At 41.3% G+C, this 17642-nt stretch carries 9 protein-coding genes; 7 read left to right on the top strand and 2 right to left on the bottom strand.

Features of this window, described 5'->3' with window-relative positions:
- The first annotated feature begins 69 nt into the window (after positions 1–69).
- Positions 70–6876: a SpaA isopeptide-forming pilin-related protein gene (locus tag EQG49_RS06315; protein WP_133363174.1), complete on the top strand. Its 6807-nt coding sequence runs from the start codon at positions 70–72 to the stop codon at positions 6874–6876.
- Between the two features lie 296 nt (positions 6877–7172).
- Here EQG49_RS06315 and EQG49_RS06310 read toward each other — a convergent pair whose 3' ends face one another.
- Entirely contained in the window at positions 7173–9599 is a 2427-nt protein-coding gene (locus EQG49_RS06310; protein WP_133363173.1) for a DUF3329 domain-containing protein, read from the bottom strand.
- A gap of 722 nt (positions 9600–10321) precedes the next feature.
- On the opposite strand from EQG49_RS06310, the gene EQG49_RS06305 reads away from it, so the two are divergent.
- The 3 genes from EQG49_RS06305 to EQG49_RS06295 all read left to right on the top strand — a co-directional run bounded on the left by EQG49_RS06305 (position 10322) and on the right by EQG49_RS06295 (position 15248).
- Entirely contained in the window at positions 10322–10915 is a 594-nt protein-coding gene (locus tag EQG49_RS06305; protein ID WP_133363172.1) for a WxL domain-containing protein, read from the top strand.
- A 162-nt stretch (positions 10916–11077) separates the two neighbouring features.
- Complete coding sequence (locus EQG49_RS06300) at positions 11078–12160, top strand: WxLIP family cell surface protein (RefSeq protein WP_133363171.1); 1083 nt, start codon at positions 11078–11080, stop codon at positions 12158–12160.
- A gap of 34 nt (positions 12161–12194) precedes the next feature.
- Positions 12195–15248: a WxL domain-containing protein gene (locus EQG49_RS06295; RefSeq protein WP_165964805.1), complete on the top strand. Its 3054-nt coding sequence runs from the start codon at positions 12195–12197 to the stop codon at positions 15246–15248.
- 57 nt (positions 15249–15305) lie between these two features.
- Here the strand turns inward: EQG49_RS06295 and EQG49_RS06290 are convergent, their stop codons facing one another.
- Entirely contained in the window at positions 15306–15647 is a 342-nt protein-coding gene (locus EQG49_RS06290; protein ID WP_165964804.1) for a S24 family peptidase, read from the bottom strand.
- A gap of 264 nt (positions 15648–15911) precedes the next feature.
- On the opposite strand from EQG49_RS06290, the gene EQG49_RS06285 reads away from it, so the two are divergent.
- From EQG49_RS06285 to EQG49_RS13680, 3 genes are all read left to right on the top strand, one after another.
- Positions 15912–16265, top strand: coding sequence for a hypothetical protein (locus EQG49_RS06285; RefSeq protein ID WP_133363168.1), 354 nt, complete (start codon positions 15912–15914; stop codon positions 16263–16265).
- A gap of 391 nt (positions 16266–16656) precedes the next feature.
- A complete protein-coding gene (locus EQG49_RS06280; RefSeq protein ID WP_341472813.1) occupies positions 16657–17271 on the top strand; it encodes a zeta toxin family protein in 615 nt (204 codons plus the stop codon).
- Complete coding sequence (locus EQG49_RS13680; protein WP_165964803.1) at positions 17264–17422, top strand: hypothetical protein; 159 nt, start codon at positions 17264–17266, stop codon at positions 17420–17422. Before EQG49_RS06280 ends, EQG49_RS13680 begins: the two co-directional genes overlap by 8 nt.
- Positions 17423–17642: the final 220 nt, after the last annotated feature.

Below are 17642 nucleotides of genomic sequence, written 5' to 3'. Positions count from 1 at the left end.
TTAGAGAATGAGATTAGAGTGTATTGAATTATCGGGAAATAATTTGATTATATAAATGGAGATTTAGGGATGAAAATGTTTAGTAGAATGGCTAATTTGTTCTCGACAGCTGTGATTGTCGGACAAATCGTAGTCTCAGGGATTGGTGGCGTCGTGCAAGCTGCCGAAACAACCGAGGCAAGCACGCCGGTGACCACTATTGTGGCACCGGCAGCAAGTAAAGATGCTACAAGCGAAGTAGCTACCACGAGTTCAAGTGTTGCAAGTTCAGTTGAGAGTTCATCAAGTGCGCCAGCAACTAGTACTTCATTGATTAGCGGTAGTCAAACGAGCACGAGTGAATCCACAAGTACGGCTAAAAAGTCACCTGTCAAAGCAGCGAAGTCGGTCACGGCAACAAGCTCAAGTGACGACAATGCTAAAAATGATGCAAAAGTTCAAGACATCACAGATCAATTTGACTTGCCTAAGGGTTCAAAGGTAATTGAACATGCAGATGGCTCATTAACAGTGACGTTGCCTGCCGGTGCTGACTTTACCAGTAGTATGAAGGCTCAGTTTGCTAAGTACAATCAAGTTGATGTTGAGACTAAGGATGCCGACCGAGCGGGGCAAGATATTACCACCTTAGCGGGAGCTGAGGGATTACCAATTGCTGATGGCCATCCAACTTTGTTTACGACCGCCACGTTGAAAACTGCTGATGGCAAGAATTTGACAGCTGATAATCCGATTAAACTAGGTGATAAGCTGACATTGGCATATTCATTTGATTTACCGGATGAATTACGGAAAAACATGGTTGCTGGGGATTATTTTAATTTTGACATTCCAGCAGAATTAAAAACGACAACGGATATTTCAATTCCGCTATCACAAGGTAATACACAATTTGCAACGTTAACGCTTGCGGCGGGCTCAACTACTGGGAAGATTACGTTTACAGACGCCGTGAAGTCATTGACGCAAATTTCTGGTTTTGCGAATATGTCATTGGTAATCAACGATAAAGTAATTACTAAGCCCGGTACTCCAACAATTGTAATTCCTTATGTTAAAGGACCTATCAGCGTGACCCCAACTGTGGTTATGGAGAACGGGGCCTTAGTAGAAAAGCAATTCACAAAAAATACGGCAACATTTCCAGCTAACCCAATGCTAACGTGGAAAATTACGATTAACGAAAATTTAGCAGCGTTAACAGGTGGTAAGTTAACGGAAGCGTTGCCACAAGCAACTAGCAAATTCACCGTCGATAAAATTGTCGAAGCTGATGTCGATTTGAGCGGTAAAATTACCGAGGGAACAACTGACGTTAAGTCACAATTTACGGTGAGCGGTATAAGTGGTGATTACAAGGCGCCAACTGCGACAGTTACGTTACCAGCATCAACAAATAAAGCTTACGTGATGTATGTGACGACTGAAATTGATCAAATGTCAATTTTAGAAAATAACTTATCATCAAATTTCACTAATAAAGCAACGATGAATGCTACCGTAAATGGGAAGAATGTTTCATTGCCAGCTTCAGCAACAACAACTTTGGCACAAAAATACCAGCCAATGGTAACCAAGACGAATGCCGCCTTTAAAACGGGGGCAACCCCAGGAACAGGGACCGTTGACTGGACAATTAAGTTTAATCCAGATAACTTACCTTTACCGGCAGCGTCAGCGGGATTAACAGATACGTATGGTACAAATGATAAAGTGAAGCAAAGTATTAAAAATGGGACTTTCGTGATTAAGCCTAGTAGTGGTGGCACGCCTTTGGTTGCTGGCACCGACTACCAAATTACGGAATCTGGTACGGGAATTAACATCACCTTCTTAAAAGATGTCAATCAGGCTTTGGACATTACTTATACAACTGCTGTGACTGGGGTTGCCCCCGGCGTTGATGTTAGCAATGGTTTGAAGTGGAAGAATGCAGAAAGCGTTTCACATGCCACGGTTACTGGCAGTGGGATTGTTAAGAAGTGGAATGAAGATACCGTTAATTTGGCTAATCACACGGTCGATTGGACGATTGATGTTAACGCAGCGAAAGCACCGTTATTGAATTGGAAAGTTACGGATACATTGGGTAACAGCACATACACGGATTTGAGCAAATTAACGGTTAAAGACGTGACAACGGGCAAAGTATTAACTCGTGATACGGATTATACTTTGACTGATAATGGTGGTTCATTTGTAATCACGTATAGCAAACCTACTAGTGACGCATTCCAAATTGCTTATCAAGCACAATGGGCATTAGGGCAAAAACAAACAAATACCGCTCTTTATGATTATGCAACTGTTGATGGGGATGGCGAGATTAAGGCCAATACTGATTTCAAGCCGTTAGACATGCCCAAGACAGAAATTGATAAAAGCGGGAGTTATGCCTCACCGAAGGATAAAACAATCACGTGGACGGTCGACTGGAACACCCAGAAGTGGCACACCGTGGATGGTAAGAACCAGATTCCGATGGGTAAAGATGTCAAAATTACCGACACGGTTAGTGATGACCAAGAATATGTTGCTGGCAGTGCCAGGCTGGTAGCGAGTGATGGTTCAAGTACGGCTGGGTTAGTGAGTTATGACGACGCCACGAAGACCTTAACGGTGACTGGTGACAAGTTAGACGGCAGTATTGCGATCTACACATTAACTTACCAAACCAAGGCGGTGGCCGCCAAAAACACATTGCCAGGGACTGATGTTGTTAATGCCTTACCGGGTAATGAAATTACTAACACGGCGCATTATCACGATGTGAAGGGTGATATTCCACAAGATACCGATGTCACTGCCAGCTTACCAGCAACGACAGTGGAAAGTTTTGTGCAAAAAACTGGTGCAGTTGATAATAGTAAAGCGAGCCTTGCTGGGGCACCATTTATCAACTGGATCTTGGATGTTAATCCGGATGATTTGTTCTTGCAAAATGTAATGATTAAGGATGATAACTGGCAAAATATCCAATTGGTAGCAGGAACAATCAAGGTGACTGACGCTAGTGGTAAAACTGTGCCAAGCAGTGAATATACGCTAGACACGGCCCAACAGTACTTTGTTCTGCATTTTGTTAACGATGTCACGAAAAATTATAAAGTGACTTATCAAACGAACACTCCCGGCTTGAATTCTGATCCCGGAACTGGTTGGACGGCGACCAATGATGTTAACATCACCGGTGATAACATTATTCAAGGTTTACCACCATTGACGAAAAATATTAAAGTGACGACACCGGATAACTTTGGTGGCGCGAAGGGATTGTACTACGATTTAAATGTCACGAAAAAAGGTGCCCGCACGAAAAAAGTTTTAGCAGGTGCTGAATTTAGTTTATATAATAAAGACAATCAACTGGTGAACAAAGCGACAACTGGAATTGATGGTGTCGCGCATTTTACCCACTTATTGCCTGGGGATTATGTGATTAAGGAAACACAGGCGCCTAAAGGTTACTCAACTGGTGATGATGTGCCAGTAACACTAGGTGCTAAAGGCGACAGTACAACCAAGCAAGTTACGTACACTGATACTGAATTTGGTGATTTGATTGTCACTAAGGCTGACAGTGTGTATAACCAGATTGGCTTGCTAGGTGCGACGTATGCCCTGCTTGATAGTAAAGGGAATCCAGTCTATGTACCAAAACTTGATGCAGATGGGGATGACCCACTAGTTGTGAATGGTAAGCAAGTTTATGAAACTGATGAAGATGGCAACCCAGTACCAATGGTTGCTACAACTGATGAAAATGGTCAGTTAACATTCAAAAAGATTGCCTCTGGTAATTATCAATTGAAAGAAATCACAGCACCAGATGATTATCAATTGAACACAACTAATGTAAAGGTGATTTTCTCAACGTCTGCAGTTTTACAAACGCCACAATTAGTGACGGATGTCTTGAAGACGGGTCAAGTTACTTTGACAAAAACGGATTTCAAGAATAATAACCAACCAGTTAGCGGAGCGGTTTATACCCTCCAAAATCAGGCTGGCAAGGTTATTATGCAGGCGGATGGTAAAACACCAGTGACCGGAACTACGGACAAAGATGGTAATTTAATAATTACGGATATTGCTCCCGGAGATTATCAATTAGTTGAAACCACCGCACCAAAGAATTATTTGCTTGATGCGATACCCCAAAAATTCACGATTGTCCGCAGTCAAGCTGTACCAGCCGTACCGCACATTGATGTGACGGACAAGCAAATTCCAGGGAGTGTTGCTTTCACCAAGTTGGATGCGCAAACTGATTTACCAGTGGAGGGTGCAATCTTCAAGTTAGTTGATGAAAATGGTGATGCGATTGTTGATAATGACGGTAATACTGTTGCCCCAACTGATAGCGATGCGGATACGAATGTATTACCTGATACGTACACAACTGATGCAAAGGGTCAAATCACGGTGGCTAACTTAACCCCGGGTGATTACAAGTTTATCGAAGTAACGCCAGCCGATGGTTACGTGATGGATGACACACCACAATCATTTACGATTGTGCCAAGTCAGGCTAAGTCACTTATGATGAAGATGTATAACCAAGAAACTCCAGGGACAGTTGAGTTAACGAAGACGGATGCACAGACTGGTGATCCAGTGGATGGTGCTTTGTTCAAAGTAATTGCCACTGGTGATGAAACGAAAACTGCAATTACTGACATTGACGGTACCAAATTAATTAATTTGGAAACCAAAAACGGTGGTAAGTTGTATGTTGGTAACTTGTTGCCCGGGAAGTACAGCTTAATTGAAACTAAAGCTCCGTCCGGTTATGAATTAGACACAACCGCGGTTGATTTTGAAGTCAAGCTGAATCAAGTTGGAACTATCAAGGTTACAAAGACGAATGCTGAAACACCGGGAAGTGTGGTCTTGACGAAAGTTGATGCCCAAACTGGTGCGTCTGGTGCTGCATTTGATGGGGTAGAATTCAAACTTCTTGATGCCACCGGCGAGCCGGCAAAAGACGCCCAAGGTAACTTGATTGACACGCCGTTGATAACTAAAGATGGTGGTCAATTGACAGTTAATAATCTGTTACCAGGTGAATATCAATTCGTTGAAACTAAAGCACCAGTTGGCTACGATTTGAGTGATAAGCCGGTTAAATTCAAGATTGAGTTTAATCAAGAAACTACGGCAGATGTTGAATTTGCTAATCAAGAAACGCCAGGCACGGTGATTTTAACTAAAACAGATGCTCAAACTAAGCAAGTCATTGCTGGTGCGGAGTTTAAGGTGTTTGATGCAGATAATAAAATTGTAATCGATGCAACCGGAGCAGAACTTAAAGACTTGTTAACTGATGAAGCTGGTCAGTTGAAGATTACGACTTTGTTCCCTGGAGATTATCAATTAGTAGAAACGAAGGCCGCACCGGGGTATATTCTCGATGAGACACCAATTGATTTTGTAATCGACTTCAATCAGACTGACGCAGTTAAAAAGACAATGACCAATGAAGAAACACCAGGTTCAGTGGTGTTAACCAAGACGGATGCCCAAACCAAGCAAATTATTGCTGGTGCACAGTTTAAAGTTGTTGATCAAGACAATAATGTGGTGACAAACGTTAAGGGTACGGAATTGCAAGATTTGACAACTAATGAAAATGGTCAAATTCAAGTTGACAATTTGCTCCCCGGGAAGTACAGCTTCATTGAAACTAAAGCAGTAACTGGTTATGTTCTTGATGAAACACCAGTTGATTTTGAAATTAGTCTTAATCAAGCTGAATCTACGCAAGTTACGAAGACAAATGCTGAAACGCCAGGAAGTGTTCAGTTAATGAAGACCGATGCGCAAACGGGTAAAGCCGTTGCAAATGCAGAATTCAAGTTAGTTGATGAAAATGGTGAGTTAGCAACGGATGCCAGCGGCAAGCAATTAGCGACATTTACGACCGATAAAACCGGTAAAATAGTCGTTGATAACTTGTTGCCGGGTAATTACAGTTTTGTTGAAGTTAAAGCGCCAGCTGGGTATGATTTGGATAAGACCCCCGTTAAGGTGAATGTTGCGTTCGATCAACAAACACCGGCACAGGTAGCAATGACAAACAATCAAACTGCTGGTAGTGTCGTGTTAACAAAACGCGACTCAAAGACGAAGGCGACACTTGCCAATGCAGTCTTTGAATTACGGAATACTACCGGTGTTATCAAACGTGGATTAAAAACTAATTCACATGGTCAGTTAAAAGTTGATGATTTACTTCCTGGTAAGTATACTTTTGTTGAAACTAAGGCACCTAAGGGTTACGTCTTAAGTAAAAAAGCAGTGAAGTTTACAATTGTTTTCAACCAAGAAACGGCGGTGCAAGTAACGAAGTTGAACAAACTCGTGAAAGTTTCCAAGGTTCTTGGACGCAAACATACGAACCGGAAAACACCAACTAATAAGATGCCAAACGACAAGACACCAAACGACAAGACACCAAACGGTAAAACACCAAATGGCAAGACACCAACTGATAAAACACCTAAGGTAACTGGGGATGGTAACGATGGGGATAAACCTAATCGAAATGCGAAGCCAAAGCATGCGGCAAAACGTGGCACGGTGAATGAAACGCATCCATCAACCCCAGCGGAACGGAAGGCAGAATTGGCTCGGTTGAATTCTTACACGCAATTAACGACTTTACAACGTGCGCGACTCGCTGAGTTGAAAACACAAGTTGCTAAGGATGATGCATTAGCTGAAGCTAAGCGCCAAGCTGAAGGTAAATTAGGTGCTAATAATCAACGTAAAATCCAACAAACTGGTTTTGAAAATGGAATCAATTGGTTGGGCGTGATTGGCGGTGTTAGCTTGTTAAGCTTAGCAGTCTGGCAATTACGACGTAAGCAGTAGTTATAATAGCGGTTAATCGCTACCGGATGTGCTTAGGTTATTAACCACTCTAAGTGTAGAAAAGCTCAAAAAATAAACGGTCTCAGATTGCATTTAATGCGGTTTGAGACCGTTTTTTGTAGTACTACGATGTTAGCGTTGCTGGGACAACATGCAGGATTGATAGTACTTAATCCCCAAAAATTTGCGCAAGTTAATAGCCCTGATTTCTGCCTTACAAAAAGGTGAAATCAAGGCTATTAAAAAGCTAGAAAAGCAACCTGCCACAATTGTTCAATTTAAGCGTGGAACTATTATCAATCCAATGTTTCCTCAGTCAACGGTAGTTCACGTTTCTTAAGGCAGTAGAAGCCGATTAAGTCAACAATAATGAAGACTAGCGTACCAATAGTTATCCAAAATGCTTTAGTGTTATGGACGAACTGACCAAGGAATGAGCGTGGTTGCACGAGCACCGTTGCGGGTGTCAGACCTTGTGGCGTCAATTTCACTTGGTTGACTTGATTGTGCGCTAACTTAAACTTTGCAGGTGGAATAATGTTTGTGGAATCCCCAGTTTCGGCCCACACAGTTTGTTTGGCAACGACGGTACCTTTATTGTTAACAAAAGTTAGTTGCGCGGTTTGTGGCGCCCCTAACACGTTCATTTTGATAACTTGATGTTGCTTAGTGGTGAACTTGTAGGTCAGCTTGTTGTTTGGCAACGTCTGGTAGCCCGCAGTTGCGGCGCCAGCTAGGCTCATCTTGGAACCAACTGGCCCATTGATTGGTTCGGTGGCAACAACTTTACCACTAGCAAGCGTATATTCAATAACAGCCTTGCCAAGAACGGGTGTTTTGCGGACTTTGATGCGGAACGTTTGGTGCTTGGCTTTAGTGAACGTGTACTTTTTCGGTGTTTTAGCATCAGTAGTATAACCTGGTACACTAGCGTTACTAATGTCAAAGTCGCCACCAACATAACCGGTAATAGGTTCACGTTTAACGACGTGTTTGCCTTGATCAACGTAGAGTAATTGCGCTGTTCGTAGCATTTCGTGTTTGGGAGCAGCACCTTTACTTACGGGCATCGGCAATACATGAATTCGGCGTTGCTGATGTTTAGCTGCTGTAAAGGTGTAATAACGTAGCGCACTACCATCGATAACGTAGCCTGGCATGGCTATTTGACTAACGTCGGTCACGGAACCAATTTTGCCCTTGATCGTGGTTTGCCCAAGGATTTGATTTTTTTGATTAACGTATAGCAACTTCGCGGTACGGGCACCAATATTAACTGAGGTTTTAGGTTTATGAACTAAATTAACGGTCGCGGTATGGAAATTAGTTAACCCGCGGTATAGCTGCCAATCCAATGCATTTTTGTTTTGTGGGGCAATCTGGATACGCACACGGTTATCAACATTAACGTAATCAAGATTGTAGTATTGCGCCATCCAAGTATTGAACCATTGTTTTTCTGGTTTACCACTAATTAGATAAGCTTCATGCAAAGTGTAAGCATAAGAACTGGTCACCGGTGGCATACCCGGGGTATCAATGAATTTCTGCTTAATCTGGCGACTTTGTTTGATCTGCTGTTGCGCCGTGTAATCCACGTTGTGTAACGGTGTATTTTGGCGGATTGCGTCGTCATAAGATGGAATAACATAAAATGCCATTACAGCGGCAACCGCAAATGGAAACCACTTATCTAGAGAAGCTTGGGGATTCACTGGGGTATGCGCATATAACAATGAAAGAAACGCAATTAACAATAAGATGTTTGGGGTGAAAAATGACCGCGCAGTTATGTTGGAGGTCGTAGCTAACATAAGAATACCAAGCAACGTACCGGTTAAATATAACCGAGCAATTTTAAGATTTTGGGCAATAATTGGTAGTTCGAGTTTCCGTTGCAAAAATACTAAGTAGGCAATCAGTAGGAAGACTGCAATAATGAGGGGCATTGATAGCGTTAAGATAGACTGCCAAAGCGCACCGTGTGCTGCTTGACCGACCCCATGGACAAGTAAATTAATAAAACCAGCTACCATGCCGGCGATACCAGCCCATTTCCAAGTTGATTGACTTTCATGTCGGTCACTAATTGTCAGGAGTAGGGTAACGAGGAGCACAGTGGGTATGGCAGTTTTGATAGTTGAGCCAATGACAAAACCAGCGAGTAGCATACCAATAGTGGCCCAGTTAACGTGTTTAAATTGGTGATTAAAACGGTAGGGGAGTATGAATAGTAGGTAAAGCACGGCCATCCACAGGTAATTAATACCACCCGTTAGCCAGAGAATTGACGCGCCCCAGTCTGGTAAAACAAACCACAGCATCGCATAAGTTACAAATAAATAGCCCACGCGCAAGTTCTTTAATCGGCCAAAGACGTGCACATTGATTAACAGGCCTAAACCTAAGTACATGAGCGAATTAATCACATTAAAGACGGCTTTAGGCATTTGCATGAAAATTTGGACAAAATATTGGGCGACAAATTGGCCGTTGAAATGTGAAGCATAGTAAATAATGGAACGATTCAAATCACCCCAATTATTAATATGAGCAGGGGTACCAGTTGGCCATTCTCCCTGATACATAAAATGCGATAAGTAATCGTCAGCAATATAACCAACCAAATCATTCAGTTGCTTAAACAGTAGATAAATGCTGACAAGTAAGATAAATCCGGTAAAAATTCGTAACGGCAAAGTTACCTTTTTACTGAGTTTCATGCGTTTTCCACCTATGTTTTGATTTCGTATTGAAAAAATAATCTAATAATCATTATATAGTAAACATAACTGGTTAAACACATCTTTATTGGCTTATTATGGTTTGTACTTTGGTATTATATGCGAAAAGTTCATGAAAACTAAGCTTTTAAATGCATAAATATGCAACAAAGAGAGCCGCTGGATGGGCAGAATGTTGGTCATCCAGCGGCTTGTTTTTTTGTGTTGAACAGATAAAGTTATATAACGATTACTTATAATCGGTAAGGAAAATTAAGTATAAGTTATTATTGTGCCGGTTATAAGCAGTGCTCTTGGAATGCTGATATAATAATGTTTATTTGTGATTTTTTGTTGAAGAAAGCATGAAAACGTGCGATAATTTTAAACAATTGAATAGCGTTGTTCTCTTACTATTTGTAAGTTGTTGGCGAAGTAGACTTCTTGCGTGTGATTGTTTCGTAGTAATAAATAAATAGTTTAGAAAATGTATAAACGCTATGCATTTGCTTGGTAATTTATTATCAAGTGGTTTGGGTATGAAAGTGGTTAGTGAAGACGTAATCACTAGTTAAACATTGGGGATGATTAAGCCTAATTTTAATAAAAATCATTCGTAGTGGTGACAAAAACAGTTCTAAACTGGAAAAAAGCAAATTTTCAAAAAAATTATAGGGATTGATGGTTGTGTCGTCTATAGCCATCGTATTTTAGGGAGAATCATGAAAAAAACATTAACAACTATTGCAATCGCTTTACTTACCGTAAGCTTGGCATTACCAGCAACTGGCGCATTTGCAGATGAAACAGCCACAACTCAAGCCACAACAGCAACTGTTGGAATCGAAGGTGGCACATTGACTTTGGATAAAGCCAGCGATATTGACTTTGGTACTGGACACAAGCTTAGTTTGCTTGCCCAAGATTACACAGCCCAAAATGATATTGCAGCTGTCGTAACTGATTTGACTGGTAGCGGTGCTGGCTGGAACTTGACTGTAACGCAAGATGGCGCCTTTACTAATGAAAAAGGTGCTACTTTAGCAGGTGCCGAAATTTCATTACCTGCTGGTACAGTTAGTTCTAAGTCAAACGGTGCTGCCGGTGCCACCAATGTCGCGCGCTTGGCACCCAATGCTGCAGTTGATGTCGTTGACAATTCAGCAGCTTTGAAAAATGCGGATGAATATACCGCTACCATCGCTGGTGCAGATACACACTTAACAATCCCAGCTGGTGCAATTACTAACTCAGGTACTTACACAACAAGTCTCACTTGGAACGTTGTTGCAGGACCAAATGATTCAGCTAAGTAGTAATCAGCTAGACACTAGCTTTTGTATAACGTATCAAAAAGATAAGGGAGATTGCTTTTCTCCAGTTTAGAATTGTTTTTAACGAATTTTGTTGTTGTGTGCGGTGAAAGTTTAATCAGCATAGCAACGCTAAAAAAATCCGCCAATTAGGGGGCGGTGTTTATGAAAAGAGGTCAGGTAGTGAAAGCTTTTAAAGCACTAGTAATTAGTTTAGTAGCAGTGGTGGCAGTATTTGTAGGCAATGCGGTAACGCAGGTGCAAGCAGCGGGACTGGATTTTTCAGTCGAAACTCCCATGCCAAGTAATCAAATTAAAGGTGAAAATTCCTACTATAATTTGTTAATGGCATCTGGTAAGAGCCAAACGCTCAAAGCAAGATTAATTAATAAATCTAGTAGCCCAGTCAAAGTCGACATTAGTGCACAGACGGCGATTACGAACACGAATGGGGTCATTGACTACGCTAGTAAGACGACCAATACTGAAAAATCATTACAGTATAGCTTACAAGAAATAGTGAAAGTTCCGAAGCAAGTTACTATTCCGGCTAATGGAAAAATTACGGTCCCAATTCAAATTCACATGCCAACGGGCAAGTTAAAAGGTGTCATGGCTGGTGGCATTATGTTTCGCCAAGTGAATGAAGGGGCAACTGCCCAAAGCAAAGACAGTGTTGCGATTGTTAACCAATACGCGTTCACAACTGCCTTGCTGATACGTCAATCGGAAAAGCTTTATCAGCCGAATTTGGTATTAACGGGTATCAATGCCAACCAGATTAACTTGCGCAACGTAATTTCATTGAATTTTGTGAATAATCAACCAGCATTTTTAAACCATTTAGAAATCAATTCAAAAATCACGAAGCAAAATTCTGATAAGGCTGTCTACAATACACGGGTTCAAGGGATGCAAATGGCGCCCAATACAAAGTTTGCGTTCCCAATTCGATTGGAAGATAAGAAGTTGGTTGCTGGTGCGTATACGGCGCACATCGTGGCTTACGGAATGCCAGCTAAAGATGGTAAATATCGAGATGCTGATGGGCAAAAATATGCGGCAAAATGGACATTTACGAAAAATTTTGTAATTACGCAAGATAAAGCCAATGATTTGAACCGGAAATCAGTGGCAACAGCACATTACCCATGGTGGTTGTACGCACTGGTAGCAGCGGTCGTCGTGTTAATCGTGTCATTGAGTATTGCAGTCGTTCTGTTATTGAAACGCAATAAGAAAAACTAATTTGGAAGGTAGGAGCAGACATTTGAAAAACAAGATGTTAAAAAATATTTTAATAGTTACCAGTGCGGTACTTGTTTTGAATGGTGCAAGTATCCTACGTTCCTCATTATTATCACCTGTAAATGTAGTTCAAGCAGCAACCGCAACGTTAAAAAGTACCGGTGTACCCCAAGTTGTGCTCAATTATATGGTGGCTAACAGTATTGGTGCAGATGGGAAAACGTTGGCTGACAATGGTTTTACGGCTGATAATATTACGTTAGCCGACATGGCAACGGTGACGAATTTACAAATTAGTGATAGTGGTAATTCAAATGGGATTGCGAAGGCCTTTGCTAGTGATCCGAGTTATAACAACACAAACGTTGACGCGGCTTGGCAAAATACCGTTAACATGATTAATGGTGCAACGAACGCAAAAATCGTTAACTTAGCTGGTATTTTCCAAGGGCGAATTGCATATAATGGTAAGTCGGCAGTGGACATGTTGGGCATGGTGAAACTTGATAAAGGAACCTTTACGTTGGCCACAACTGGGGTGCCAAAGCTTGTGCTTGATTATATGATTGCCAATAGTCTAGAGCCTGATGGGAAAACGTTGGCATCACATGGATTAACGGCTAATAACATGACCGCGACCGATATGAAGAATGTGGATGTATTAAATATTTCGGATGTTAATAATTCGAATGGAATTGCTAAGTTAATTGGTGGAATGTCACAAAACGATATCCAGTCAGGTGCGTGGTACAGCATTGTGCAAATGATTGAAGCGGATCCAACGTTGCGAGTTTTGAATTTGAGTGGAATTTTACAATTACGGACAAGCTACCCAACAGGGGCGGACATGCTTGGGACAATCGAAACCGCTAAGTATATGCCAAAGTTACAAAGTGTGAATATTGCTAGTAACAACTTGGGTGATGGGGCTTTGACGAACTATGCGATGGGGCAAAACTTCTTTTCACCTTCGATTAACACGCTGGATTTATCATCAAACAAGATTACCAACATGAGTGGCTCATCAATGTCTAAGCTAACCGGCTTACGTAACTGGATTATTTCGAATAATAATCTAACGACTTTACCCGATGGACTGAATGATCCTAATTCACCGCTGTCGAAACAATTACAGTCTTTGGTGTTGGACAACAATAAGTTCAGTACAATTCCGGCTTGGATTTCCACAGCCGCCAAGAATGGTTTGATTATTTTGACGGCCACAGGGAACGTCCTAACGGCAGCCGACACGGCGTTGCTACAAAAACCATCTTCACTTGAATATTTGAACTTGTTGAATCAAGCGAATACGTCAGGTGTTGGAACTGATTCGTATTATATTGATAACTCCGGTACAACGGCGATTAAAACCTATAATGCGATTATGAATGATCCGGATTTGCAGGTTTGGCTGGCTAACGATACTAATGGTGCCTTGGCAGGTGAAATCAAGGCGTTAAAGAGCAAAATTGATTCACGAGCCGATTATCAAGCCGTTTTAAACGATTATACTGGTTTGTTGGAAGAAGCCGATTTGAATGCTAATCAAGCAAGTGTAACGTTAATTGCCAAAATTATGGTCGGTACGACGCTGAACACGGTGGCAATCAACGTCAAACTGACTCCATATGATACGTCAAAGACCGAAGCTGAACTAACGAGCCAAGCATTGAAGCAAGCTCAATCGCTGACAGATGAACAATTAGCAACGTATGGGCTGAAAACAAGTAACTTAGCCAAGCTAACTACGGATGATGTTTCACTTAGTATGGATAGTCTCAAAACGCCATTAACGGTTGGTGACATCAACGCGTTCTTGGATAAGTATAAAGATGATCCAAAATATGGGAGTATCGCCAAATTGGCGGGTAGCGCAGATACAGCGGCGGGGTATGCGCAATTACCACCAGCCCCGCAACCAACAGACTATGCTAAGGATGGGGAGACAATCCCAGATTACTATTCAACTGAAATTTCAGTTTTGACAACGCAACGTGAACAACTAGTAACAACTGTGGTCATTACAACTGGAAAGATGGATATTTTGGCTGATGCCCTCGAAGCTGCGGGTGACACTGAAGGTGCGGCGAGAATCCGGGCGATGGCGGACCAATTATTGGGAACTTTGAAGGATTTACCTGCTGCCAATGATAGTGGTGCGATTTCAGATTTCTTCTACATGCGTTCAATTGTTATCACCAGTATGGATTCAATTAATAGTGATGTTAAAGAAACTGTTTCCAATACTGATGATGTTTTGTCCGATGCCATCAGCACAGGTAAGTTAACGGCTGAACAAGTTGATGCAATTTCTGTATGGAAAGATGCCAACGCCGATGCGGTTGCACAAGGATTAGTTAATGCGGGTAAAGCTGATTCAGTTGATGACGTTAAGACTAGTGCGGGAGATGTCGCTGATGAATTGGCGAAAAATCCAGACTACGTCGTCATTGATAAAGACGGACATGAGGATACTTCTAAAACTATTACTGACACAGTTACTGATTCGCAGACTGCCGCAGGAAATCCACCAGCAGATACGACTAAGCCAACGAAGCCAACTGACCCGATCACACCAACTGATCCGACAACTCCAAGTACGGATCCAGTAACGCCGGTGGACCAGGGGAATATTGATATTATCGCACCAGGTAATTGGGCGTTTTGCTTGTCAAACCTAACATTAGGGGCACTTGATGTTAAGTTAACTAGCGGAAATCTTGGCTTCAGTGTTCAAGATACGCGGACAAATAGTAAACCATATTCGGTATCAGTATCAATGTCTGATTTTACCAATACACGGGATGGTAGCACGATTCCGGATGCACAATTACAATTGTTGCAACCAAGTCTAGTGAAGCCCGTGTCTGGTACGACGTTGGCTAATGATGCCAATCAGATTAATGTTACGCCGAATATGACGATTCCATTATTGGCAAATAATGGTACCAATGGTCAACATACCGATGCAGTTGCCTTTAGTGGGGCGCAAATTTATGCACCATCAAGCGCAAATGTAAAAGCGGGCGAATATTCAGCAACGGTAACCTGGAATATTCAAAACACACCGGGTGACGATATCCAATAAGTTATGTAACAAAAGTAGGACCGTAAAATCAATTGATTTTACGGTCCTTTTGGTTATTTATAATATTTGCGTGAAACCAATAACTTTGCCGAGAAATAAAATTTGCTGATGGTCTAAGTTGGAATATGCCAGATTTGTATTGAGTACGTTATAACTACTAGGTTCGAATAACCATGTCGCATTTTCATGATAGCCGCGCAGTAAAGCGTGGCTCCGCTCAGGAAATGCAAGGGCGACAATATCGCCGTTTATGATTGCTGCGGGGGGATTGATAAAAGCAATGGTATGTTCGGGAATTTCGCGGTTCATATAGTCGTCATTCAAACGCAGTGCAATTAAGTTTTCGATACCGTAGCGATTAGTTAATTCGGCTGGTACAGCAGTGTAGTTTGCGCTCACAAATGAAGCGGTGGCCGCGACAGAACAAAATAAAATGCGGTTACACCAGCAAGAAATCGAAAAAAATATGTCGGCAAGGAATGTTAATAATTCGCACTACATCGAATGACGTTACAAACAGAAGTATCAGGTAAGCATATCGCTCCGTTAATCGGTGTTACAAAGGTATAATTAATGTATAAAGTAACGTAAATGAAAAAACAAATTGACTGCAAGGTTACATAGTAGGTTAATTGTGCGTTAAAACGGTGAAGGAGTAGGAATATGTCAGAAGAAAGAGAAAGATCAGTTGGCTTTGGGTATGTCCTAGTGATGCGAATCGTCGGTATTGTCTGTGCGGCAGGTATTTTTTTGTCAGGAATTGCAATGAGTGCACTTTTTCAATCAGCTAATAGTTCATTACCAGCTGCAATGGTAATCGTGTATGGTGCTGGAGGCCTTATTGGTGCCGGTATTTGGTATTTCTTTGTGGAGATTGGCATTAAATTTTATGAAAACTTGGCAACAACTGCGTATAATGCCCAAGCACAAACACGTTTGCTCGAAGCTATGCTTGATAATCAAAGTTTAATCAGTAAGCAGATTGATGCCCAGACACATGTCATTAATCGCAACTAAAAAAAGAGGACAAAACCCAATGTAATTAAGTTAAAATGGACTCAAGATTAAAAAATTCTTGAGCCTATTTTTTCTATGGCGAATTTTACTAACGAAATGACATCATATAATGGTAACTTATTGACACTATGCTAACGGCGCAATACAATCTACAACCATAAAGGTCTAGTTGCTCGTCAATTGCACGGCCCTAAGCTTGCAAAGGAAATTGTAGGCGGATAAAATTGGGATCGATAAGAGATTTATATTCAGTGTTTAAAAATGTTGAATATAAGTATGCAGAGCACGGTACGGAGTATAATGAGAGGGTAGAACAATACAAGTGAGGAATGAGAATGGATGATGAATCAGTGGTATATGCCAAGGAACACCGCCGAGAGTTCTTAAAAAATTGATTGGTGATGTCGAATCACAAGATGATCATGCAGCTGTGTTTATGGCTGGCACTCCTGGTGCTGGTAAGACAGAAGTAGCTACTGCGTTGTCTGAACTATACGTGAATATTATTAGGATTGATGCTGACGAATTCCGCGCTGAATTTCCGGGTTATACAGGTGATAACTCAGATGAGTTTCAACGTGGTGCATCTTGGTTAGTTGAATTTTCGTATACTAAGGTGATTGAACGAAAGTTATCATTCATTCTAGATGGTACGTTTGCATTCAGTCGTGCTTTAACAAATGTTGAACGTGCGATTCACCATAATTTTCAACCAACCATTTACTTTGTCTACCAAGATCCAATCATTGCGTGGCAATTTACTAAGGAACGCGAGCGAACTGAGGGGCGATACATTCCTAAAGATGTGTTTATAGAAGCATATTTCAAATCACGAGAAAATATCGCATTAGTTAAAGCTAAATTAGGCGATAGCGTAGATTTGCATATTGTTATTAAGGATTATCAAAATCGCATATCAGAAATAATTTCTGATGCTAACGATGTAGAAACAGTGTTACAAAAGAAATACACCAAAGAAGAATTGGAGGAGTTGTTGGATGACTGATAAAGAATTAGCACAAGCAATTGTTGATAAATATGATCGTAACTATGTTCATTTTTCTGAACAAGCGACACGTAAAGAATTTCATACAGTTCTGAAGTATGTAGCTGATGAAGCAAACCGAATGCAACGAAAGACGGCTGGTTTGGATTAATTAGTTAATATTTGAAATGGGGCAAAATTAGATGGTCTAACGTCTTATTTTTCTCTATTTTTTATTATGTAGATGGTGGTTTGAATTGGAATCTTATTGATGCGCGAGTGACAAGTAGGGACGACGGACTGATAACGTTGCTGTAACGGCGTTATCTTTATATATAATTATATTGAAAAAGACTTAACCGCACGCATTTGCGCTTGGTTAAGTCTTTTTT

Source organism: Periweissella cryptocerci (assembly GCF_004358325.1).
Taxonomy (GTDB): Bacteria; Bacillota; Bacilli; order Lactobacillales; family Lactobacillaceae; genus Periweissella; species Periweissella cryptocerci.
This window is presented reverse-complemented; position numbering and strand designations above follow the sequence as displayed.

Bases quoted from the DNA above. Each gene is read 5' to 3' on its own strand.
- EQG49_RS06285 (WP_133363168.1), top strand. From the start codon at position 15,912: ATGTCAGAAGAAAGAGAAAGATCAGTTGGCTTTGGGTATGTCCTAGTG.
- EQG49_RS06295 (WP_165964805.1), top strand. From the start codon at position 12,195: ATGTTAAAAAATATTTTAATAGTTACCAGTGCGGTACTTGTTTTGAAT.
- EQG49_RS13680 (WP_165964803.1), top strand. From the start codon at position 17,264: ATGACTGATAAAGAATTAGCACAAGCAATTGTTGATAAATATGATCGT.
- EQG49_RS06305 (WP_133363172.1), top strand. From the start codon at position 10,322: ATGAAAAAAACATTAACAACTATTGCAATCGCTTTACTTACCGTAAGC.
- EQG49_RS06310 (WP_133363173.1), bottom strand. From the start codon at position 9,599: ATGAAACTCAGTAAAAAGGTAACTTTGCCGTTACGAATTTTTACCGGA.
- EQG49_RS06300 (WP_133363171.1), top strand. From the start codon at position 11,078: ATGAAAAGAGGTCAGGTAGTGAAAGCTTTTAAAGCACTAGTAATTAGT.
- EQG49_RS06315 (WP_133363174.1), top strand. From the start codon at position 70: ATGAAAATGTTTAGTAGAATGGCTAATTTGTTCTCGACAGCTGTGATT.